This window comes from Rhizobium sp. CFBP 8752, from assembly GCF_014842035.1.
Lineage (GTDB): Bacteria > Pseudomonadota > Alphaproteobacteria > Rhizobiales > Rhizobiaceae > Neorhizobium > Neorhizobium soli.
The window spans coordinates 173884-194979 of record NZ_JACYUZ010000003.1; the positions used below are offsets into that span (position 1 = coordinate 173884).

At 61.1% G+C, this 21096-nt stretch carries 24 protein-coding genes; 9 read left to right on the forward strand and 15 right to left on the reverse strand.

From position 1 onward, the window contains the following. Nucleotides 1-66: 66 nt before the first annotated feature. The 3 genes from IFT59_RS16775 to IFT59_RS16785 all read right to left on the reverse strand — a co-directional run bounded on the left by IFT59_RS16775 (nt 67) and on the right by IFT59_RS16785 (nt 2071). On the reverse strand, nt 67-624 hold the full coding sequence (locus tag IFT59_RS16775) for a fasciclin domain-containing protein (protein ID WP_062453974.1): 558 nt from the start codon (nt 622-624) through the stop codon (nt 67-69). 170 nt (nt 625-794) lie between these two features. Beyond that, nucleotides 795-1535, reverse strand: coding sequence for an anti-sigma factor (locus IFT59_RS16780; RefSeq protein WP_092663698.1), 741 nt, complete (start codon nt 1533-1535; stop codon nt 795-797). Then, on the reverse strand, nt 1532-2071 hold the full coding sequence (locus IFT59_RS16785) for a sigma-70 family RNA polymerase sigma factor (protein ID WP_062454914.1): 540 nt from the start codon (nt 2069-2071) through the stop codon (nt 1532-1534). Before IFT59_RS16785 ends, IFT59_RS16780 begins: the two co-directional genes overlap by 4 nt. A gap of 142 nt (nt 2072-2213) precedes the next feature. Here IFT59_RS16785 and argB point away from each other — a divergent pair, with 142 nt between their 5' ends. Further along, nucleotides 2214-3101 (forward strand): acetylglutamate kinase, encoded by an 888-nt coding sequence (gene argB, locus IFT59_RS16790; RefSeq protein WP_062578904.1) that lies wholly within the window; start codon nt 2214-2216, stop codon nt 3099-3101. Nucleotides 3102-3122: 21 nt separating this feature from the next. Here the strand turns inward: argB and IFT59_RS16795 are convergent, their stop codons facing one another. Then, the gene (locus tag IFT59_RS16795) at nt 3123-4025 is read right to left on the reverse strand and encodes a DMT family transporter (RefSeq protein WP_192078175.1); all 903 of its coding nucleotides are present in this window, start codon (nt 4023-4025) and stop codon (nt 3123-3125) included. A 106-nt stretch (nt 4026-4131) separates the two neighbouring features. Here IFT59_RS16795 and IFT59_RS16800 point away from each other — a divergent pair, with 106 nt between their 5' ends. After that, on the forward strand, nt 4132-4845 hold the full coding sequence (locus tag IFT59_RS16800; RefSeq protein WP_192087589.1) for a pyrimidine 5'-nucleotidase: 714 nt from the start codon (nt 4132-4134) through the stop codon (nt 4843-4845). Nucleotides 4846-4950: 105 nt separating this feature from the next. Continuing rightward, the gene (locus IFT59_RS16805; protein WP_062453979.1) at nt 4951-5679 is read left to right on the forward strand and encodes an EF-hand domain-containing protein; all 729 of its coding nucleotides are present in this window, start codon (nt 4951-4953) and stop codon (nt 5677-5679) included. 94 nt (nt 5680-5773) lie between these two features. On the opposite strand, the gene IFT59_RS16810 is transcribed toward IFT59_RS16805, so the two are convergent. Next, complete coding sequence (locus IFT59_RS16810) at nt 5774-6676, reverse strand: ribokinase (RefSeq protein ID WP_192087590.1); 903 nt, start codon at nt 6674-6676, stop codon at nt 5774-5776. A gap of 49 nt (nt 6677-6725) precedes the next feature. Next, nucleotides 6726-7847 carry a DNA recombination protein RmuC gene (locus IFT59_RS16815; protein WP_249407646.1) on the reverse strand — a complete coding sequence of 374 codons (1122 nt, stop codon included), beginning with the start codon at nt 7845-7847 and terminating at the stop codon, nt 6726-6728. 196 nt (nt 7848-8043) lie between these two features. Between IFT59_RS16815 and def the strand changes: the two genes are divergently transcribed. Genes def through truA form a run of 3 tightly spaced genes read left to right on the forward strand, consistent with a single transcriptional unit; the run spans nt 8044 to nt 10317 of the window. Further along, nucleotides 8044-8559: a peptide deformylase gene (def, locus tag IFT59_RS16820; protein ID WP_062578892.1), complete on the forward strand. Its 516-nt coding sequence runs from the start codon at nt 8044-8046 to the stop codon at nt 8557-8559. 58 nt (nt 8560-8617) lie between these two features. After that, nucleotides 8618-9553, forward strand: coding sequence for a methionyl-tRNA formyltransferase (gene fmt / locus IFT59_RS16825; RefSeq protein ID WP_192087592.1), 936 nt, complete (start codon nt 8618-8620; stop codon nt 9551-9553). Then, on the forward strand, nt 9553-10317 hold the full coding sequence (truA, locus tag IFT59_RS16830; protein WP_192087593.1) for a tRNA pseudouridine(38-40) synthase TruA: 765 nt from the start codon (nt 9553-9555) through the stop codon (nt 10315-10317). The genes fmt and truA overlap by 1 nt, the downstream gene beginning before the upstream one ends. On the opposite strand, the gene IFT59_RS16835 is transcribed toward truA, so the two are convergent. The 4 genes from IFT59_RS16835 to dapD are packed head-to-tail and all read right to left on the reverse strand — an operon-like array spanning nt 10305 to nt 13626. Continuing rightward, nucleotides 10305-10901 (reverse strand): hypothetical protein, encoded by a 597-nt coding sequence (locus tag IFT59_RS16835; protein WP_192087594.1) that lies wholly within the window; start codon nt 10899-10901, stop codon nt 10305-10307. The genes truA and IFT59_RS16835 overlap by 13 nt on opposite strands. Before the next feature lie 48 nt (nt 10902-10949). Next, the gene (locus IFT59_RS16840) at nt 10950-11570 is read right to left on the reverse strand and encodes a hypothetical protein (protein WP_192087595.1); all 621 of its coding nucleotides are present in this window, start codon (nt 11568-11570) and stop codon (nt 10950-10952) included. Beyond that, the gene (gene dapE / locus IFT59_RS16845; protein WP_192087596.1) at nt 11554-12750 is read right to left on the reverse strand and encodes a succinyl-diaminopimelate desuccinylase; all 1197 of its coding nucleotides are present in this window, start codon (nt 12748-12750) and stop codon (nt 11554-11556) included. Before dapE ends, IFT59_RS16840 begins: the two co-directional genes overlap by 17 nt. A gap of 15 nt (nt 12751-12765) precedes the next feature. Then, on the reverse strand, nt 12766-13626 hold the full coding sequence (gene dapD, locus IFT59_RS16850; RefSeq protein ID WP_062453987.1) for a 2,3,4,5-tetrahydropyridine-2,6-dicarboxylate N-succinyltransferase: 861 nt from the start codon (nt 13624-13626) through the stop codon (nt 12766-12768). A gap of 164 nt (nt 13627-13790) precedes the next feature. Between dapD and IFT59_RS16855 the strand changes: the two genes are divergently transcribed. Continuing rightward, complete coding sequence (locus IFT59_RS16855) at nt 13791-14651, forward strand: LOG family protein (protein WP_192087597.1); 861 nt, start codon at nt 13791-13793, stop codon at nt 14649-14651. Between the two features lie 103 nt (nt 14652-14754). On the opposite strand, the gene IFT59_RS16860 is transcribed toward IFT59_RS16855, so the two are convergent. Then, nucleotides 14755-15696, reverse strand: coding sequence for a nucleoside hydrolase (locus IFT59_RS16860; protein WP_192087598.1), 942 nt, complete (start codon nt 15694-15696; stop codon nt 14755-14757). A gap of 160 nt (nt 15697-15856) precedes the next feature. Here IFT59_RS16860 and IFT59_RS16865 point away from each other — a divergent pair, with 160 nt between their 5' ends. Beyond that, nucleotides 15857-16300 carry an Hsp20 family protein gene (locus tag IFT59_RS16865; RefSeq protein WP_062453990.1) on the forward strand — a complete coding sequence of 148 codons (444 nt, stop codon included), beginning with the start codon at nt 15857-15859 and terminating at the stop codon, nt 16298-16300. Between the two features lie 43 nt (nt 16301-16343). Next, on the forward strand, nt 16344-16601 hold the full coding sequence (locus IFT59_RS16870) for a BQ00720 family protein (protein ID WP_062453991.1): 258 nt from the start codon (nt 16344-16346) through the stop codon (nt 16599-16601). Between the two features lie 12 nt (nt 16602-16613). Here the strand turns inward: IFT59_RS16870 and trmB are convergent, their stop codons facing one another. The 4 genes from trmB to lnt form a co-directional block, all read right to left on the reverse strand. Next, nucleotides 16614-17315 (reverse strand): tRNA (guanine(46)-N(7))-methyltransferase TrmB, encoded by a 702-nt coding sequence (gene trmB, locus IFT59_RS16875; protein WP_192078163.1) that lies wholly within the window; start codon nt 17313-17315, stop codon nt 16614-16616. Between the two features lie 86 nt (nt 17316-17401). Then, on the reverse strand, nt 17402-18661 hold the full coding sequence (gene metK / locus IFT59_RS16880) for a methionine adenosyltransferase (RefSeq protein WP_062453993.1): 1260 nt from the start codon (nt 18659-18661) through the stop codon (nt 17402-17404). Nucleotides 18662-18837: 176 nt separating this feature from the next. Then, the gene (locus IFT59_RS16885) at nt 18838-19257 is read right to left on the reverse strand and encodes a helix-turn-helix domain-containing protein (RefSeq protein ID WP_062453994.1); all 420 of its coding nucleotides are present in this window, start codon (nt 19255-19257) and stop codon (nt 18838-18840) included. A 149-nt stretch (nt 19258-19406) separates the two neighbouring features. Next, entirely contained in the window at nt 19407-21008 is a 1602-nt protein-coding gene (gene lnt, locus IFT59_RS16890) for an apolipoprotein N-acyltransferase (protein WP_192087599.1), read from the reverse strand. Nucleotides 21009-21096: the final 88 nt, after the last annotated feature.

A 21096-nucleotide genomic window follows, 5' to 3' on the forward strand; every position in this document is an offset into this window, starting at 1 on the left:
AAATCCGGCCGCCTGTGACAGGCGACCGGATCTCTATGCGAGGCTTCGACCTGCTTTGGTCAGCCGTTACATCTTCGGCAGCAGAACCTTGTCGATGACGTGAATGACGCCGTTCGACTGCTTGACGTCGGCGATCGTCACAGTGGCTACACCACCGGTTTCGTCGGTGAGCGTGATCTTGCCCATGCTTTCCTTGGCCTTCAGAACGCAGCCGCCGACGGTCTTGACGTCATGCGTGCCCTTGTCGTCCTTGATCATCTTTTCGATCGCGGTCGACATGGCGTTCGCGGCCACCACGTGGCAGGTAAGGATCTTGGTCAGCTGCGCCTTGTTTTCCGGCTTCAGCAGGGTTTCGACAGTGCCCTTCGGCAGCGCAGCGAAGGCTTCGTTGGTGGGCGCGAACACGGTGAACGGACCTTTGCCCTGCAGGGTCTCGACGAGGCCCGCAGCCTTCACGGCGGCGACCAGTGTCGTGTGATCCTTGGAGTTCATGGCATTCTCGACGATGTTCTTGTCTTCATACATGGCAGCGCCACCGACCTTCGGGTTTGCGGCGTAGGCGCCGGCAACGGAGGCGGACAGGATTGCGGCGCATGCGGCAAGGCGGATTGCGGATTTAAACATTGTTCTCTTCCTCTCTACAGCCTGAACGACCCCGGCGCTGAAGGCGCCTCCCAGGTCCGGCTTTCCCTCTGTGGGGACATGGCTAGAGACGAGAGGAAAGCGGGAAGAGTTTCAAAGGCTGGCGACGCGAAGACAGAAATCCGCTATGCCTCTGATTTAGCATCCCTTAATTAAAGATCCCGGATTTTACCGACGGCGAGAACCGGCCCGGTCCGGTGACCGGTCGGCGAGCCGCCCAATGGTTCAAGGCTGACGGCGAAGGACGCGCCGTTCTCGACACGCTTGCGATGCCCGGCCGGCACTTCGATCGTGTCGCTGCCGCTTTCCGGCAGGATACCGAGCGAGATTGCTTCTTCACCGCTGCCGGGGACAAGCCACAGTTCGAGCGAGCGGCGTTCCGCCGTCGTTGCGGCAACAGGCGTCAGCTGCAAGCGACCGCTGGCACCGTCGTACCGCGCCCTCAGGCCGAACGCATTGCCCTCGCCGCTCATCTCGGCGACCAGTTGCTTGCCCGGCGCAGAGCCACCCACAGGTCCGCCGATCCAGCCCGTCGACAAGGACGCGTATGTCACCAAAAGGGCAATCGAGGCGAATGACAGGCCGCGCCACAAAAGCAGCGAGTTCCACCATCCACCGCGTGCCAGCTCGTTTCCGAAACCGTTCTGGGCGAAGACGCGCTTTTCGATCCTGGCGTAAACGCCTTTCGGCGGACGTTCCTCGCCGTATTCCGCATCGAGGTCGGAAGACAGGTTTTCCTGCCAGCGCATCACCATGGCCGCAAAGGCCGCATCACGGACGATGCGATCCTCGACGCGGCGGCGCTGGTCAAGCGGCAGGACCCCGAGCACATATTCGCCAGCCAGAAGCTGGTCGCGGGAGCGATCGTTTTCGCTTTGGTCTGGTGTCGTCATCGGTCCAGGCACTCCCTCAGCTTAAGAAGGCTGCGCCTCAGCCAGGTTCGCATCGTATTCAGCGGCACGCCATGGCGTTCCGCCAGTTCCTGATAGGTCAGGCCTTCGACATAGGCGCTTTTGACGGCACCTGCGCGGTCAGGATCGAGCTCCTGCATGCAGCTGTCAATGCGCCTTCCTTCACCGCGCATCACCGACGCCTCCTCCGGATCAGGACCGAGGTCGGCGATATCCGTCCTGTCTTCCAGAGCGTCCGTCACGGGCCGGCGGGCGCGAAGGCGGTCGATCGAATGGTTTCGGGCGATTGCGACGAGCCAACCGGCTGCGCTTGTTCCCGAAGGGGCAAACCGATCGGCTCTCTGCCATATCCGCACGAAAATCTCCTGCAGGGCATCTTCTGATTCGGCCCTATCCTTCAGGATACGCAGGCAGACTGCGAATAGTTTCGGCGAAACGCCGGAATAAAGCTTTGTGAACGCCGTCCGGTCGCGCAGTCCTACGCGGCCGATCAATTCGGCAATCTCGCGATCACTCACCAAAACCAAAGCCTCCCCGTGCGGCACAAGACGCAACGCATCGCCGCCACATACACGCCTGACCGTAATTTTGCTCATGAATTATTTGATCTGTCAAAAACATGCGTTAAAAGGCCCCACACATTTCCCCAGAGGTATTTCCATGACGGCTTCGGAAAGCGAACTTCAGGCACAACTTCTGGCACAGGCGCTGCCCTATATGCAGCGCTACGAGAACAAGACGATCGTCGTCAAATACGGCGGCCATGCAATGGGCGATATGGCTCTGGGCAAGGCTTTCGCGGCCGATATCGCGCTTCTCAAGCAGTCCGGCGTCAACCCGATCGTCGTTCATGGCGGCGGCCCGCAGATCGGTGCGATGCTGACCAAGATGGGCATCGAATCGAAATTTGAGGGCGGGCTTCGCGTCACCGACGCAAAGACGGTCGAGATCGTCGAGATGGTCCTTGCCGGATCGATCAACAAGGAAATCGTCGCGCTGATCAATCAGACCGGCGAATGGGCGATCGGTCTCTGCGGCAAGGACGGCAACATGGTGTTTGCCGAAAAGGCCAAGAAGACCATCATCGATCCTGATAGCCACATCGAGCGCGTGCTCGACCTCGGCTTCGTCGGCGAGGTTGTCGAAGTTGACCGGACGCTGCTCGACCTGCTTGCCAAGTCCGAGATGATCCCCGTCATCGCCCCCGTGGCCCCCGGCCGCGACGGCGCCACCTACAACATCAATGCCGATACGTTCGCGGGTGCCATTGCCGGCGCGCTGCATGCCACCCGCCTCTTGTTCCTCACGGACGTTCCAGGCGTGCTCGACCGCGACAAGAACCTGATCAAGGAACTGACCGTCGCGCAGGCACAGGCGCTGATCAAGGATGGCACGATTTCCGGCGGCATGATCCCCAAGGTCGAAACCTGCATCGAGGCGATCCGCGCAGGCGTTCAGGGCGTCGTCATCCTGAACGGCAAGACCGCGCATTCGGTGCTGCTCGAGATCTTCACCGAACACGGTGCGGGCACGCTGATCGTTCCCTGATCAGCAGCAAGAGCTCGGCCCTCAGGACATCAGAAGGCCGAGAATGCCGCAGACGATCAGCAGGCAGCCCGACAGTTCCATGCGGTTCAGCCGTTCGTGGAACAGGAAATAGGACGAGGCGAAGGTGAAGATCAGCTCGATCTGGCCGAGCGCCTTCACATAGGCCACCTGCTGCAGCGTCATCGCCGTGAACCAGCAGGCGGAGCCGACAACGCCAGCGAGCCCGACCAGCGCCGAGGAGCGCCAGGTGCGCACGACCTGGACAATCTCTCGCTTGTCCTTCCACAGCATCCAGATCAGCATGAAAACGGTCTGGAATATCGTGACGCATGTCAGCGTGACGGCGGCCTGCATGATCGAATTGGGTCCGTTGAGCGACAGCGACGCGGAGCGGAAGGAAATCGAGGCGATGGCGAAGAGGCCGCCCGAGGCCATGCCGATCAGCGCGATCCTGCCGACCATGGCGGTGCCGAGATTGCGCCACGAGAGCGGTAGATTGGCCATCGAGATCAGCATCACCCCGATCACCCCGACGATGATCGCCACTATGCCGCCGGTGGTCAGTTTGTCGCCCAGAATGATAAAGCCGAAAATCGCCGCCTGCACCGGCTCGGTCTTCGAATAGGCGGTGCCGACCGCGAAATTCCTTAGCGAAAACAGATAGACCAGAAGCATGGTCGCGAATATCTGCGCAAGCCCGCCGAGCACGACCCAGAAGACGAACTCAAGATCCGGGCTGGGCAATGCATAGCCCACACCGAAATGCAGAACGAGCACGTAGATGACGGCGAGCGGAAATCCGTAGCCGAAGCGCACGAAGCTTGCGCCGCGGGTTCCGAGCGAGCCTTGCAGATGCTTCTGAAGCGCTGACCGCAAATTCTGACAAAAAGCGGCAGCGATGGTGATGGGGATCCAAAGTTCCATCCCAAGGCGGTATCACGCAGGGTCACGACCGGCCAAGGTCGGCGCGGCGTGTAAATGTTCGTAGGGGCGGATTTTCTTCCCGTTCAAACGCTGGCATAACACGGCTATGGACAAGACGCCGAAGACTGCCCCCGACGCCGCCGATTTCGCAAATATCCGTGACTGGGTTTTCGATCTCGACAACACGCTCTACCCGCATCACGTCAATCTGTTTTCGCAGATCGACAAGAACATGACGACCTATGTGCAGGAATTGCTGCAGCTGGAGCATGACGAGGCCAAGCGACTGCAGAAGCAGTATTACCACGAGCATGGCACGACGCTGCAGGGGCTGATGCTGAACCATGGCATCGATCCGGACGGGTTTCTCGAACAGGCGCATGCGATCGACTACTCGGCGCTGCTGCCGCATCCGGAACTCGGCGAGGCCATCCGGGCGCTGCCCGGCCGCAAGTTCATTTTTACCAATGGCAGCGTGCCGCATGCGCAGGCCGCCGCGCGCGCGCTCGGCATCCTCGACCATTTCGACGACATCTTCGATATTGTTGCCGCCGGTTATCTGCCAAAACCGGCCGGCGAGACCTACGACAAGTTCGCGGCCCTCCACACGGTCGATACGAAGAACGCTGTCATGTTCGAGGACCTGCCGCGCAATCTCATCGCGCCGAAAGCGCTCGGCATGCGCACAGTACTGCTGGTGCCGCGCAATCTCGATACTGTCGTCATCGAGCGTTGGGAAAAGTTTTCAGACGAGGACGATCACATCGATTACATCACCGACGATCTGACCTCGTTTCTGTCTGGCCTCAAGTTCGCGTAGGCCGCGCCTTACCAAAAGTTCATCTACATTACAGATGTTTAAGTGGTTTTGACCAGTTGCCGATCCTATCTTCAGGCTATCGAAGCAACCGGAAAGGACCACTCGATGATCGCGAAGAAGATAGTTTTGGCAAGCCTGAGCGCTGCTCTTATCGCTGGCGCAGCCATCCCCGCCTTCGCTGCACCAGGCCCTGACGGACCACGCCACCATGAAGGTCGACGCGGAGGCCCTGACGGCGGCCCGCATGGCGGTCCACGCGCTGCGATGATGCAGGATGTAATGTTCGTTCGCCTTCTCAAGCAGGCGGATACGAACAAGGACGGCAAGATTTCCAAGGAAGAGCTGACCGCTCGCCAGGAAGCGCTTTTCGCCGAGATCGACCTCAACAAGGACGGGTCCATCACTCGCGGTGAAATGGTTGATTTCCGTGACAACAAGATGGCCGAGTTCCGCAAGAACAACCCGCCGCCGACGCCTGAAGAGGCTGAGGACGAAGGCCCGGATGCAGACGGCCCGATGGCAGAAGGACCCGAGGGTGAAGGCCCTAAGGCTGAGGGCCCCAAGGCTGACGGACCACGTGCCGACCGCGAACAGGCCCGTGACCGCCACCACGACCGGCATGAGCGCCGGGAAGCTCGCCGCGATCGCGGTCCGAGGGGTGGACCTGGCGACGGTATGATGGGCCCCGGCATGTTCCGCATGATCGACGAGAACCGCGATCGCAAGATCAGCAAGGAAGAAGCCGCAGCGGCCACTGAAAAGCTGTTCGCCCGCATGGACACGAACAAGGACGGACAGATCACGATCGACGACCTGCCGGACCGCCCCCTCTAGTTCTACGCCCCCCTGAACTAGACCGGTAGTCGTCTGATGGACCCGCCTTCCCTTCCGGGAGGCGGGTCCAGTCGTTTCAACTGTCCGAAACTTTTCAGAGCCGCGCCTCGACGGCTGATACCTCAGGGATAGACGGCTGCGCGCCTCTTTCGAGGCAGGCAAGCGAGCCCGCAACGGCTGCCCGCCGCAAGGCATCCGCAAAGCCTATCCCCTGATCGAGACTTGCAGCCAGATAGCCGCAGAACGTATCGCCGGCGCCCACCGTGTCCACAGGCTCGATCTTCAGGCCCTTGGCCGACAGGATTTCACCATCAAGCATGGCAACGACACCTTCGCTACCGAGCGTGACCACGAACGTCTGGCCGGTCTCACTGTGAAGGCGGCGCAAAACTTCTTCGCGCGCTTGGGCGTCGCTGATCGTGCAACCTGCGAGAAGGTCGAATTCGGTCTCGTTGGCGACGACGATATCGGCGAGGCCGGATAGTCGAACCGCATCAGCCGTCAGCGGCGCGGTGTTGATCATCGTCCGGATGCCCTTCGCCTTTGCTGCGCGCAGAGCCGCCTCGACGGCTGCCGGCGGGATCTCGAGCTGCAGCATCAACGTGTCTGATGGAGACATGGCCTCCACCGCGCCCTGCGCCTGCGCCTCGCCGATCGTGCCATTGGCACCGGGCACGACGGCGATCATGTTCTCGCCGCTGTCATCGCCGACCAGTATCAGTGCTGTGCCGGTTGAAATGTTTGTCCGCGTGACCGCTGACAGGTCAGTTCCGGATGCCTGGAGCAAAGCCAGCGCCGGGTCTGCAAAACCGTCGTTTCCGACAGCGCCGACCATGCGCACGTCGCTGCCTGCGCGGCGGGCGGCCAGTGCCTGGTTCGCACCCTTGCCGCCGGAGGCCGTCGCAAAGGTTGACCCCACAACCGTTTCGCCCGGCCCCGGCAACCGCTCCGTCGTTGCGATAAGATCCATGTTGATGGAGCCGAAGACGGTAATCATGCTGTGCCTGCCTGTTTTGTGAAATGCGGGCTGACACTGCCCGAGAGGATCAGTCCTCGTCAACTACCCTCAGGCGCAGCGATCCGGTGCGGCTCTCGACTGCGCCGGATGCCGGAGCTGCGGGGGTTGGTCCAGCGTGGGGTATCGGGGCGGCCACTGGTGCTTCCAGTTCGAGCGCTTCGATCCTTGCACCGCGCCGGCCGAGCTTTTCGGTCGACGTCACGATCTGCTCGACGTCCTTCTGGGCTGCGAAGAAATGCGATTGCAGCTTACGGGTCCGCTCGTCGAGGCGACCGAGATCCTCCATCAGCAAGGCCACCTCGCCCTGGATCAGATGCGCCTGTTCGCGCATGCGCTGGTCTTTCAGCACGGCCTGGATGACCTGGATTGACAGCATCAGCAGCGACGGCGAGACGATGACGATCCTCGCGCGCTGCGCCTTCTGGATCACGCCCTCGAAATGCTCGTGGATCTCGGCAAAAATCGATTCCGACGGCACGAAGAGAAAGGCGGTGTCCTGCGTTTCTCCGGCAATCAGATATTTCTCCGAGACATCGCGGATATGGACTTCCATGTCGCGGCGAAATTGCTGGGATGCGGCCCGGCGCGCCTCGGGTGCGGCGGATTCGCGAAAGGCATTCCATGCCTCCAGCGGAAATTTTGCGTCGATGACGAGCGGTGGCAAGCCGTTCGGCATGCGGATCACGCAATCCGGTCTCGAACCGTTCGACAGCGTCTTCTGGAATTCGAAGGCACCCATCGGCAGGCCGTCGGAAACGATCGCTTCCATCCGGCCCTGACCAAAGGCGCCACGCGTCTGCTTGTTGGAGAGGATCGCCTGCAGTCCCACGACATCCTTGGCTAGGCTCTGAATGTTGTTCTGGGCAGCGTCGATGACGGCCAGACGCTCCTGCAGCTGGCGCAGGTTGTCATGGGTGGATCTGGTCTGTTCGGTAATGGTAGCGCCGATACGGTGGGTCATGCCATCGAGCCGCTGGCCGACGACCTGGCTGAGCTCGACCTGGCGGGCGGCAAGCGTTTCGCCCATCGCCGAAAGCCTGCCCTGCATTTCCCCCTGCATCCGCATCAACTCGCCCATGCGGGCCTCTGCGTCTTCCGCCTGACGGCCGCTGCTTCCGGAAATACGCATGAGAAGAAGCATCAGAAGCATGCCGAAGATGCACGAAGCAGCCATCAGCACCAGTGGGTGCTGGCTCTCCAGAAAACGAGAAATCTCGGGGAACAGGTCATTCATGGCGGCAAGCTAGCAGAAAACCGCGGATTGGAAAGATCAAAACGGGAACATCGATTGAAAACGGCGATCCGGGCCTGTTCCATCGGCGAAAAAGATAGGTTATGGGATCGCCATGACGATCAAGCCGCTTATCATTCTCCCCGATCCGCTCCTGCGTCAGGTGTCCAAGCCTTTCGAACGGGTGGACGATGCTCTTTTGAAGCTCGCGGACGACATGCTGGAAACCATGTATGACGCACCGGGCATCGGCCTTGCCGGGATCCAGATCGGCGTTGCCCGCCGCATTCTCGTGGTCGACGTGTCGCGCGAGGAGGACGAGAAGAACCCGATCGTCGTGATCAATCCGGAAATTATCCGCTCATCGGACGAGCGATCGGTGTATGAGGAAGGCTGCCTTTCCATCCCGGAATACTATGCCGAGGTGGAGCGCCCCGCTTCCGTGACGGTCAAGCATATCGGTCGCGACGGCAAGGAACACGTGATCGAGGCCGATGGCCTGCTCGCCACCTGCCTGCAGCACGAGATCGACCATCTGGACGGCGTGCTGTTCATCGACCATATATCGCGGCTGAAGCGCGAAATGGTGGTCAAGAGGTTCACCAAGGCTGCCAAGGCGAAGGCGGTCTAGCCATCGCTTGAAGGCACTCTCGGTTTGAAGGCGCGTTCCTTGCGGGCGCGAAAGGTCCATGTCTCTTCGCATCATCTTCATGGGCACGCCGGAATTTTCCGTGCCGACACTGCAGAACCTGAAGCAGGCCGGTCACGAGATCGTCGCGGTCTATAGCCAGCCACCGCGTCCCGGCGGGCGCCGCGGGCTCGATCTCGTCAAGTCGCCGGTGCACCAGGCGGCAGAACTGCTCGGCATTCCGGTCCTGACGCCGCTCAATTTCAAAAGCGAGGAAGACCGCGAGACCTTCAGGTCCTTCAAGGCCGATGTCGCCGTGGTCGTTGCCTATGGCCTGCTTCTGCCCGAGGTGATCCTGACCGGCACCCGGCTTGGCTGCTACAACGGCCATGCTTCGCTGCTGCCACGCTGGCGCGGTGCTGCCCCGATCCAGCGCGCCATCATGGCCGGCGACGACAAGACCGGCATGATGGTGATGCAGATGGAAAAGGGCCTCGATACCGGCCCGGTGGCGCTCACAAAGGAAGTCGAGATCGGCGAGGCCATGACCGCAGGCGAGTTGCACGACCGGCTGATGCTGACGGGCGCGCGTGCCATGGTCGAGGCGATGGAGAAGCTCGAAGCCGGCGACCTGCCGCTGACACCGCAGTCCGAGGACGGCGTGCTCTACGCGTCGAAGATCGACAAGGGTGAAACCCGCATCGATTTCTCGAGGCCCGCGCGCGACGTTCACAACCATATTCGCGGGCTCTCCCCGTTTCCGGGCGCCTGGTTCGAGGCCGAGATCAACGGTAAGCCGGAGCGGATCAAGGTTATCTCGTCCGCAATCGGCGCCGGACAGGGAGACGCCGGCACCGTGCTGGACGATCACCTCACGATCGCCTGCGGCGATGGCGCGGTGTGCCTGACGCGGTTGCAGAAGGCCGGCGGCAAGCCGCTGGATGCGGCCGATTTCCTGCGTGGCACGGCGATCACGGCCGGAATGCGGGTCGCCTGATGCCGCGTTACAAGATGATCGTCGAATATGACGGCACGTCCTATGTGGGCTGGCAGATTCAGGACAACGGTCATTCGGTGCAGGCCGCGCTGCAGAAAGCAATCCTGAAGCTGACCGGCGAGACGGTATCGGTCCGTGGCGCAGGGCGGACCGATTCCGGCGTGCATGCCTGGGGCCAGACGGTTCATACGGATCTTTCGCGCGAGTGGGTGCCGTACAAGCTGCGCAACGCCGTCAACGCCTACCTGATGACGGCATCGGAAAAGGTCTCGGTCATCGATGTCAGCCTCGTCGACGAGACCTTCGATGCAAGGTTCTCGGCCATCAAGCGGCATTACCTCTACCGCATCCTCAACCGGCCCTCGCCTCTGGCGCTCGAGGCGAACCGGGCCTGGTGGGTGTCAAAGCCTCTCGACCACGAGGCGATGCATGCCGCGGCCCAGATGCTGGTCGGGCATCATGATTTTACCACCTTCCGCTCCACCCACTGTCAGGCGAAAAGCCCGGTCCGGACGCTCGACCGGCTGGACGTGACGCGCTCAGGCGATCTGATCGAGATCCGCGCTTCGGCTCAAAGCTTCCTGCACAACCAGATCCGCTCCTTTGCCGGCACGCTGAAGATCGCCGGACAAGGCAAGGTTACGCCCGAGGACGTTAGGGCAGCACTCGAGGCACGCGACCGCAAGCGCTGCGGCCCGGTGGCACCGCCGGATGGCCTCTATTTCATGAAGGTGGATTATCCTGACGACCGTCAGGACGGATAGACGCCCAGGAACCGCTGCAGCACCTCGGACAGAAGCATGTCCGGCACGATCAGCACCATCACCAGCGCCGTCACCAGCAGCGGCTGCGGGCCGCAAAGCATGCGCATCACTCGCGTCAGCGCGACGACGACGGCAATCAGCAGCGACAGGTGCAGGAGCGCCAGAAATCCGGTCATGCCGATCGGCAGGATGAAGGCTGCCGCCAGAACCGCATAGGCATAAGCAAACGGCACGGACAGCCAGTTGACCACGATCACCATCGTCGGGAATTTCTTGCCGAGCCCGAACAGCGCGCAGACGATGCCCACCAGAATGAGAGGCAGGATCCAGTCGATCGCCTCCAGCATGCCGAGCCGGAAGAAGAACAGGCCACCGGTCTTCGTGCCCGGCGGCATTGCCTGCAGAAACATCATCCGCCACCAGGCCCAGGTGACGAACATTGCCGGCAGACACCAGACAAAGGCCCAGAAGGACCGCAGCAGGCCGCGATCGGTAAGATCGAGTTGCTTGAACCCTTGCTCATCGCCCTTGATCAGCAGCCAGATGCCGGACACGTAAAACCGGACTTCAGCGTAGCTGGGCATCGGCACCTCTTGGATTGAGAATGCGGGAAGAATGTCCGCGGTGGGCAATCATGCGACCGTCACTCCAAGGCTTGTCTCCAGCCAGGACACGACGACCAGTTCGGTCAACACGGTGAACCCGAGCAGCGAAGCCCGCAACCATGGGGAACCGCCGACAACCGTCGTCAGGAGCCGCCAGTAGAGAAGAACTGCACCGACAAGAACGGCGAGCATGACGCTAAGCAATCCATATCGGTAAACGAGGCCCGCACCGAACAGGCTGTCCAGCGCAAGGCTGACCGGGAATGCCGTCACGTAAGATGCATAGACCAGCGGGACCGTGAACCAGTTGCGCGTGACGATCAGCGTGCGCAGCAGCGGTCGCAGTCCGAAGGCGACAGCGACGAGGCAGATGGCGAGAACCGGAATGATCCACTGCGCGATCTCCACCAGAAACATCTTTCCGGCGAATGCGAGGACACCGTCACCGCCGCGGGGATGCGCCTGCGCATATTCGGCACGCTTGAACATCCATCCGGCAACGATCGCGGGCAGGCACCACAGGATCGCGAGAAAGGACCGGGCAACGCCCTGGTCGGAAATGTCGAAGGCGCTGAGGCCGCGCGCATCGCCGCGGATCAGCAGCCAGAGGCCGCTCAGGTGATGGCTGAGGTCATGAAACCGCAGCATCGTCGAACCAGCGGGAGAGGAAGGTTCCGTAGATCTGCGTCAGCGTTTCAAGGTCCGCGATCGCTACCCGCTCGTCCACCATGTGCATGGTCTGGCCGACGAGGCCGAACTCGACGACCGGGCAATAATCCTTGATGAAACGCGCATCGGATGTGCCGCCGGTGGTCGACAGCGCCGGCACCCTGCCCGTCACGGCCTCGACGGCGCCCGAAAGCGAACTGATCAGAGCGTTGTTGCGGGTCAAAAAGACGTGGCTCGGTCGCTCGGCCCAGACGATCTCGTAACGGACCTTGTCGCGACCGGGACGCAGCGTCTGGTCGCCTGCGGCCGCATCGAGACGGCGCAGGATCTCGGCCTGGACGGTTTCGGCCGTCCAGGTGTCGTTGAAGCGGATGTTGAAGGCAAAACTCGCCTTGGCAGGCACGACATTGGTTGCCGGGTTACCGATATCGACCGTGGTGACTTCGAGGTTGGAGGCCGGGAATTCCGGTGTGCCTTCGTCGAATCGCGGGTGCATCAGGGCATGCGCCAGGGGTAGCAGCCCGCGCACCGCGTTGTCGGCGAGATGCGGATAAGCGGCGTGGCCCTGAACGCCATGGACCGTGACCTTGCCGGAGACGGAGCCGCGGCGGCCGATCTTGATCATGTCGCCCAGCACGTCCGGATTGGTCGGTTCGCCGACCAGGCAGGCATCCCAGCGCTCGCCCTTGTCGGCTGCCCATTTCAGCAGTTTCTCGGTACCGTTGACGGCCGGGCCTTCTTCGTCGCCGGTGATCAGGAATGAGATAGAGCCCTGCGGCGCGCCGTGTTCTTCGATATGGCGGGCAACGGCTGCCGCAAAGCAGGCAATGCCGCCCTTCATGTCGACGGCGCCGCGGCCGAACATTTCTCCGCCCTCGATTTCGGCGGAAAACGGAGGATGGCTCCAGGACGCCTCGTCGCCGACCGGCACCACATCCGTATGGCCGGCAAACATCAGATGCGGACCGGTCGTTCCAAGCCGGGCGTAGAGGTTCTCGATGTCGGGCATGCCGGGCTCGGTCGCCACCATCCGCTCGACGGTAAAGCCGAGCGGCGAAAGCATCGCCTCAAGCGCCGACAATGCGCCGCCTTCGGCGGGCGTGACGGACGGGCAGCGGATGAGGTCCCGCAGGTTTGCGATCGGGTCGACAGCGGACATCGGGATGGCCTTCGGTTAGTCGCGCAGCAGTTCGTTGATGCCGGTCTTGGAGCGGGTCTTCTCATCGACCGTCTTGACGATGACAGCGCAATAGAGATGCGGTGCGGCCAGGCCGTTCGGCATCGTGGCATTGCCCGACGGCATCGAGCCGGCGACGACGACCGAGTAAGGCGGCACTTCGCCGAACGAGACTTCACCGGTGGCGCGATTGACGATCTTGGTCGACTTGCCGATGTAGACACCCATTCCGAGGACCGAGCCTTCGCGAATGATGCAGCCTTCGACGACTTCCGAGCGGGCGCCGATAAAGCAATTGTCCTCGATGATGGTCGGGCCGGCCTGCATCGGCTCCAGCACGCCGCCAATGCCGACGCCGCCGGAGAGGTGCACGTTCTTGCCGATCTGTGCGCAGGAACCGACAGTTGCCCAGGTATCGACCATCGTGCCTTCATCGACATAGGCGCCGAGATTGACGAAGGACGGCATCAGCACGACGTTCTTGCCGATATAGGCCGAGCGGCGCACGACGGCGTTCGGCACCGCGCGGAAACCGGCCGAACGGAACTGGTTCTCGCCCCAGCCTTCGAACTTCGAAGGAACCTTGTCCCACCAGGTGGAGGCGCCGGGGCCGCCCTTGACGACCTCCATGTCGTTGAGACGGAAGGACAGAAGAACCGCCTTCTTCAGCCACTGGTTGACGGTCCAGCTGCCATCCTCGCCGCGCACGGCCACACGGGCCTCGCCGGCATCGAGCAGGTTCAGCGACTGCTCAACGGCATCGCGGATCTCTCCCTTGGTCGAGATCGTCACAGTGTCGCGGTTGTCGAACGCGGTTTCGATCGTCTTTTCGAGGGAGGAGAGGTCTGCGCTGCTCATGGGAAATCCTTCGTCGTCGTCGATATCGTGATGGCCGCAAAGGCCCGGGACACAGCCGTGCGGCTGGCCAAATGGTGCCATTTGCTCTAAGCGACCGGCACTCAAGCGTCAATGCGAATTGGCGTCAACGCAGATAAGCGAACGGCTCCGGAAGGGTTATTGCGATGGCACGGGTGAAGAATGACGGACCACGGCGGAAGGACGGGGTCTGGGATCCGTTGAAGGACAACAAGGCCGACAAGAGTGCCGCCGCAGTTCAGCCGAAAACGCCGCAGACGCTGTCGCCGACCTATCGCCTTGCCTTTGCCGATGAGGATTTCCTGAGCCGCGAAGAATTGCGGCCGGTGCGGCTGCAGCTGGAACTCATGAAGGCCGAGATGATGCTCGCCGAGGCCGGGATCAAATCCACGGTCGTGCTGTTCGGCGGTGCCCGCATTCCGGCACCGGGCCAGGCGCCTTGGGCGGCTCACAACGAGACCCAGCGCAACAACCTGATTGAAGCCTCGGTTTTTTACGAAGAGGCCCGCAAGTTCGCGACGCTCTGTGGTGTGCATTCGGCAGCCTACGACCATCAGGAATATGTGGTCGTGACCGGTGGCGGACCGGGCGTGATGGAGGCCGGCAACCTTGGCGCGTCGGAGGTTGGCGCACCGAGCATCGGGCTCAACATCATGCTGCCGCACGAACAGGCGCCCAATCCTTACGTGACGCCGGAGCTCTCATTCAACTTCCACTATTTCGCGATTCGCAAGATGCACTTCCTGATGCGCGCCAAGGCCGTTGCCGTCTTCCCGGGCGGCTTCGGCACGCTCGATGAGATGTTCGAGGCGCTGACGCTGATCCAGACCAAGCGCATGGAGCGAATCCCGCTCATCCTGTTTTCAGAAAAGTTCTGGCGCGGCATCGTCAACTTCGAAGCGCTTGCCGATTTCGGCACGATCTCGCCGAAGGATCTTGAGCTGATCAGCTTTGTGGAAACCGCAGATCAGGCGTGGAAGATCATCGCGGATTTCTACGGGCTTTGATGGTGGGACGGTGCAGGTTCCTTACCCTCTCCCCGTGCGCGGGGAGAGGAAACAGGCCCTGATCGGGCAATGACCATTCAGCTTGCCGGTTGAGCTTGGAGCCCTAGAGACGGCCGACGCGCTCGGTCAGCAGCTCGAAGAAACCATCCGCGTCGACATGGCGCATGAAGGTCGCATTGGCCGTGCGGCCGGTAACGCCCCACCAGTCGGCGACCGTCATGCCGACGGTGAGTTCCGATTCGGTCTCGATCTCGACATTGCAATGGCGGCCGGTAAAGAGGTCCGGCTTCAAGAGATAGGCGATGACCGACGGGTCATGCAGCGGGCCGCCGTCGGAGCCGTATTTCTCGATATCGAAGCGCTCGAAGAAGGCAAGCCATTCGACGAGAACCTGCGACGGGCGGTTGCCGAGTGCGGCGATCTTTTCGACCCGTGCCTTGGTGGTCAGCAGCTGATGCGTGACATCGAGCGGCATCATGACCACAGGGATACCGGCGCCGAACACGATCTTGGCCGCCTCCGGATCCACATAGATGTTGAATTCGGCTGCTGGCGTGATGTTGCCGCCTTCGAACAGGCCGCCACCCATCATCACCAGTTCCTGGACGCGCGAAGCAATGTCCGGCGCCTTGGTGAGCGCCATGGCGATGTTGGTGAGCGGACCGAGCGTGCAAAGCGTCACGGTGCCTTCCGGCTCGCGGCGCAGCGTCTCGATGATGAAGTCGATGGCGTTCTGTTCCTGCGCGACCATGGTCGGCTCAGGCAGTTCCGCTCCGTCGAGACCAGTCTTGCCGTGGACGTGTTCGGCGGTCACCTGCGGCCGGTTCAATGGCTTCAATGCACCTTCATAGACCTTGGCATCGGGCCTGCCGCAGAGCTCGCAGACGATCCTCAGGTTGCGGCTGGTAAACGACAGCGGCACGTTGCCGGCAACGGCAGTCAAACCCAGCACATCCAGCTCGTCGGGGCTCGCAAAGGCCAGCATGATGGCCGCTGCGTCGTCCTGACCGGGATCGGTGTCGATGATGATCTTTCTGCGTTGCATGTCTCTTCCCCTTGAACTTTACGGGTTTTTGAGCCGGGTTGCGGATCGTGTCAAGCGCTCGCCGGCGTCTTGCGCTGACTGCCGCAAATTCCCATATATTGACCCGTCGGCGGGCCTTATGGACGCCGGCACAGTCGCTGGATAAAAGCTGGGACGACCGATGAGCCGTATGACACCTTTCGCAAGCCCTCTCCTCCTGGGCTTCGACGCGATGGAAAAGACACTCGAGCGATTGGGCAAGGGAAGCGACGGCTACCCGCCCTACAATATCGAGCGCATCAAGAAGACAGCGGGTGACGAACCACGCGAGGACGAATGCGACCTGCTGCGCATCACGCTTGCGGTGGCCGGTTTTTCGGAGGCCGAGCTCGAGGTCATGACCGAAGAAAACCAGCTTATCATTCGCGGCAGACAGGCCGAGCAGAACGAGCGCGACTACCTCTACCGCGGTATTGCGGCCCGCCAATTCCAGCGGATCTTCGTGCTGGCGGACGGTATGCAGGTGTCCGGCGCATCGTTGAAAAATGGTCTTCTTTCGATCGATCTGATCCGCCCCGAGCCGGAGCGTGTAGTGCGAAAAATTAACATTTCCGTCTCACAGTAGATCAATCAGCAATCGCTGATGCGTCCCCACTGTGGAGGCAGAAATGCTCATGAAAGAAGCGAATCCGAGCTTGACGGAGTCCGAACTCGCGCATCTCGGAAACGGCGAAGTCGGTTACATTCGCAAGATGAAGTCGGACGATGTGTCCCGCTGTTTCCCCGAGGCTCCGGACATCGATCCAAGCCTTGACCTTTGGGCCCTGTTCGGTGCGGACGGTACGCCGATCCTGCTCACCGATAACCGCTCCAGCACCTTTTTCAAGGCTGCCGAGGACGAGCTGAAGACCGTTACCCTGCACTGATCGGAATGAGCGTCAGATCTTGACGAATGTCAGGTAGGCGGATGACCGCCCTTCCCGGCGGGCCTTGTTCTCGTATCGCGTACCCGGCCAGCCGGCATAGGGCGTCAGCCAGTCCGAAGCCTGTTCCGCCTGCCAGGCGAAGCCGCCATGATCGCGGCAATGGAGCAGCGTCCAGTTCACATAGGTATCGATGTCTGAGGCGAAGCAGAATGTTGCGCCCGGCTTCAGCACTCGGTGGAACCGCTCCAGGTTGACCTGCGAAACGAAGCGGCGCTTCCAGTGCTTCCGCTTTGGCCAGGGATCCGCATAGAGAAGGTCGATCTGATCGATCGACGCATCCGGCAGCCAGTCCAGAACCTGGGTCGCATCGTCATCGTAAAGGCGGATGTTGCGCAAGCCCTGCTCTTCCACGCTGGTCAGAAGCTTTGCCATGGAATTGACGAAGGGTTCGACGCCGATAAAGCCGGTCGACGGATTTTCGGCGGCGCGGTGGATCAGGTGCTCGCCGCCACCGAAACCGATTTCCAGCCGCATCCGCTCAACAGAGAAGTCGTAGAGGCTCTCGATCGTCTTCGGTGCAGGGTTGGCCAGATCAAGCTTCAGTTGCGGCAAGAGCGTCGCCAGACCTTCCGCCTGCTTCTCGCGCAACGGCTTTCCCTTGCGGCGACCGAAAAAGGCTTCCGTGGAACGGCTGGGATGCGGCTTGTCGGTCATGGGTCGAATTCTCTCACGGTAAAAGCGGACGCCTTCGGCAGAAGGCACCCGCTTTACTGTCTTACAGGCGTGCTCGTAAAGGGCGATCAGGCCGCTTCGAGCTGATCACCCTTGAGGGCGTCCTTCAAAGGCTTCACGAGATCGGTCTTTTCCCAGGAGAAGGAACCGTCGCGACCGGCCTTGCGACCGAAATGGCCGTAAGCAGAGGTCTTTGCATAGATCGGCTTGTTGAGATCGAGGTGACGGCGGATGCCGGACGGCGAGAGGTCCATGGTCTTGCGGATTGCCGCTTCGATCTGGTCTTCCGTCACGTTCTTGCCGGTTCCATGCAGGTCGACATAGATCGACAGCGGCTGGGAAATGCCGATCGCATAGGAAATCTGCAATGTGCAGCGTTCGGCAAAGCCTGCGGCCACAACGTTCTTGGCAAGGTAGCGGGCTGCATAGGCTGCCGAGCGGTCGACCTTGGTCGTGTCCTTGCCGGAGAAAGCGCCGCCGCCATGGGGGGCTGCACCACCGTAGGTGTCGACGATGATCTTGCGGCCGGTCAGGCCGGCATCGCCATCGGGACCGCCGATGACGAACTTACCGGTGGGGTTGATGTACCACTTGCAGTCGGCTGCGATCGGAAGTTCGCCCAGCGCTTCGCGGATATAGGGTTCGACGACGGAGCGGACCTTCTTCGAGTCCCAGCTGGGATCGATATGCTGGGTGGAGAGCACGATCGAGTCGACGGCGGCGGGCTTGCCGTTTTCGTAACGGACGGTCACCTGGCTCTTGGCATCGGGGCCGAGCTTGGCGGCTTCGCCCTCGCCCTTCTTGCGGGCCGTGGCAAGCAGCTGCAGGATCTTGTGCGAATAATAGATCGGCGCCGGCATCAGGTCCGGCGTTTCCTTGCAGGCGTAACCGAACATGATGCCCTGGTCGCCGGCACCTTCGTCGCCCTGACGGTCGCTCGCGTTATCGACGCCCTGCGCGATATCGGCGGACTGCGAATGGAGGAGGACGTCGATCTTGACCGTCTTCCAATTGAAGCCATCCTGTTCGTAGCCGATGTCGCGGATTGCCCGGCGCGCAGCCGACTTGAACTTCGACGGGTTGATCACGTCGTTGCCGTTCTTGTCCTTCTTCATCAGGCTCGGCGGCAGGCGGACTTCGCCCGCAATCACCACCCGGTTTGTCGTCGCCAGCGTTTCACAAGCGATGCGGACGCCCCAAGGATCAATCCCGGTCTTTGCGGCTTCGCGGTAGACGAGATCGACGATCTCATCGGAAATACGATCGCAGACCTTGTCCGGATGACCTTCTGCAACGGACTCACTCGTGAACAGATAACTGGCGCGCATAACGGGATTCCCCTCAAAGAACAGACATCGAATGTTTAGTAAGTTCATCCGCTGAAGACAAGCGTACAACGACATAAATATATCTTTATGCGTCCAAGCGATTACCAATTCCTTGAGGTCACGGCATAAAAAAAGCGGCCCGGAGGCCGCCTTTCAAATAATGACCGGTCGACCGGTCATTCCGTCTCGGCATCGGCGGCAAGCGCCTTGACAAGATCCACCAAACGGCGGCGAACCTTGGGATCGGCGATCTTCACAAATGCGCGGTTCAACTGCAGCCCCTCAGAGGACGACAGGAAATCAACCACGTAGTTCGAGCTGGATGCTTCCGCCATGCCGGACGCTCCACCCGCCTGATCGCCTGGCGCATCTTCGAAGAAGAAGGAGACCGGGACGTTCAAGATGGACGAAATGTTCTGCAGACGGCTGGCGCCAACGCGGTTCGTTCCCTTCTCGTATTTCTGAATCTGCTGGAATGTGATACCAAGGCTCTCCCCCAGCTTTTCCTGGCTCATGCCCAGCATTGTGCGGCGCAGACGAATCCGGCTCCCGACGTGAATATCAATCGGGTTCGGCTTCTTCTTGTTTTCAATCATAACGACGTCCTGACGAAGTTGCTGTCAATCTTCAACCCGGTCCGCGTGTGGGAGATACACTTTGGTGGCGCCGGTCACAACAAATCCGGCAAGCAAGGTGTATGGCGAGACGATAGGCCAAACCACTATGCAATTTTAGGGGTTTTGGGTCAATTCTTCCAGAATTTAAAACTTGTACGGGAAATAAGTGCAATCACAAACATGAGACATATCAGCAACCAGAAGTAAAAACGCCGTTCGGAAGCGTTCCAAAATGGGACTTTGACACTCGACATGGTTGAGTCAATCACACCCTTTTGATTGTAATCCAGGCCGCGTACGACCCTGCCAAAAGGATCGACGAAAGCCGAAATACCGGTGTTGGCACCGCGAATCAACGGCATGCCGTTTTCGACAGCCCGGACACGCGCCTGCTGGAAATGCTGGAAGGGTCCGGGAGTTTCACCGAACCATCCATCGTTGGTGACGTTCAAGAGCGCGCTCGAGCGTTCAATGCCGGCACCGATTTCATCCGGGAAGATCGCTTCGTAGCAGATCAGCGGATAGAAGGTTTGCCCGCCCGGCAGCGTCAGCATGGCGCGGCCCGGTGCTGCGGTAAAGCCGCCCGGCATGGCGATCGCATCGGGGATGCCGAGCGACCGCAGCATGTCCTCGTAAGGCACATACTCGCCGTAGGGGACCAGATGCACCTTGTCCGACGCCGACACGATCTGGCCGTTGCTGTCGATGACGTAGATCGAGTTGTAATAGCGGGTCGCAAAGCCCGGCCCGGCATTTTCAGCGCGGACGGCGCCGGTCACCAGAACCTGACCATCTTCCAGCACATCGGCAATGCGCGACAGGGCATCGGGATTATCGGTCAAGATGAACGGAACCGAGGTTTCCGGCCAGACGATGATATCCGGACGCTTTGCACCATCCTTTGCGGGCAGCGCCGTCATCGCCAGATGTTCTTCGAAGATCGCACCGCGCTCGGAATCGTCGAGTTTGCGCGACTGGTCGATCATCGGCTGGACGAGGCGCACCTCGACCGGATCCTTGGCAGTGGTAGAAAGCACCGCGTCGGCACCCGCAAGCCGCCAGGCGCCGAAGCCTAGATGGGCGCAGAGGAGAAGACCTGCGAGCGCGAGGCCAAGCCCCATGCCGCGTCGGGTCCCGATCAGTGCCGGTGCGGAGAACACGAAAACAGCCAGCACAGTGACACCCGTCACGCCGAGCGGAGCGGCCGACTGCATCATCAGCGGCATCGGCATGGCGCCGTAGCCGATCGAGTTCCAGGGAAAGCCCGTCAGCATGAAGCCCCGCAGCCATTCCGCAAGGCCAAAGCCAAACGCAGCAGCCGCAATCCGGCCCAAGCCATCGGACCAGAGAATGCGTGCCACCAGCGCCGCAAAGCCCCAGAACAGCGCCAGAAAAGCCGGCAGGCCCAGAACTGCAAGCGGTATTGCCCAGGCAAACTCGTCCGCCTCGACGAGAAGCGCATTGCCGAGCCACCAGAGGCTGGCGACGAAGTAGCCGAAGCCGAACACCCAGCCAAGGAAAAAGGCCGAGCGCAGGCGGCTGAGCCGCCCACCATCCGGATTACCGGTCGTGCCGTCCATCAGCCAGATGAACAGCGTGAAAGACACGAACAGAGCGGCAAAGAAACCGAAGGGTGGAAGGGCGAGTGCGCCGACAGCGCCGGCAAAAAACGCAAGGAGGATACGCGGCCAGCCCCATAGAAGCATGACCCTGCCAGCCAGTCGCTCCATCGATGTCCCCTTCGCCCGAATCAGAAGCCGCAGTCTTTCATGAAAAACTGCGGCTTGTCCTGTTATCGGCTGTTCAAAACACCTGGAA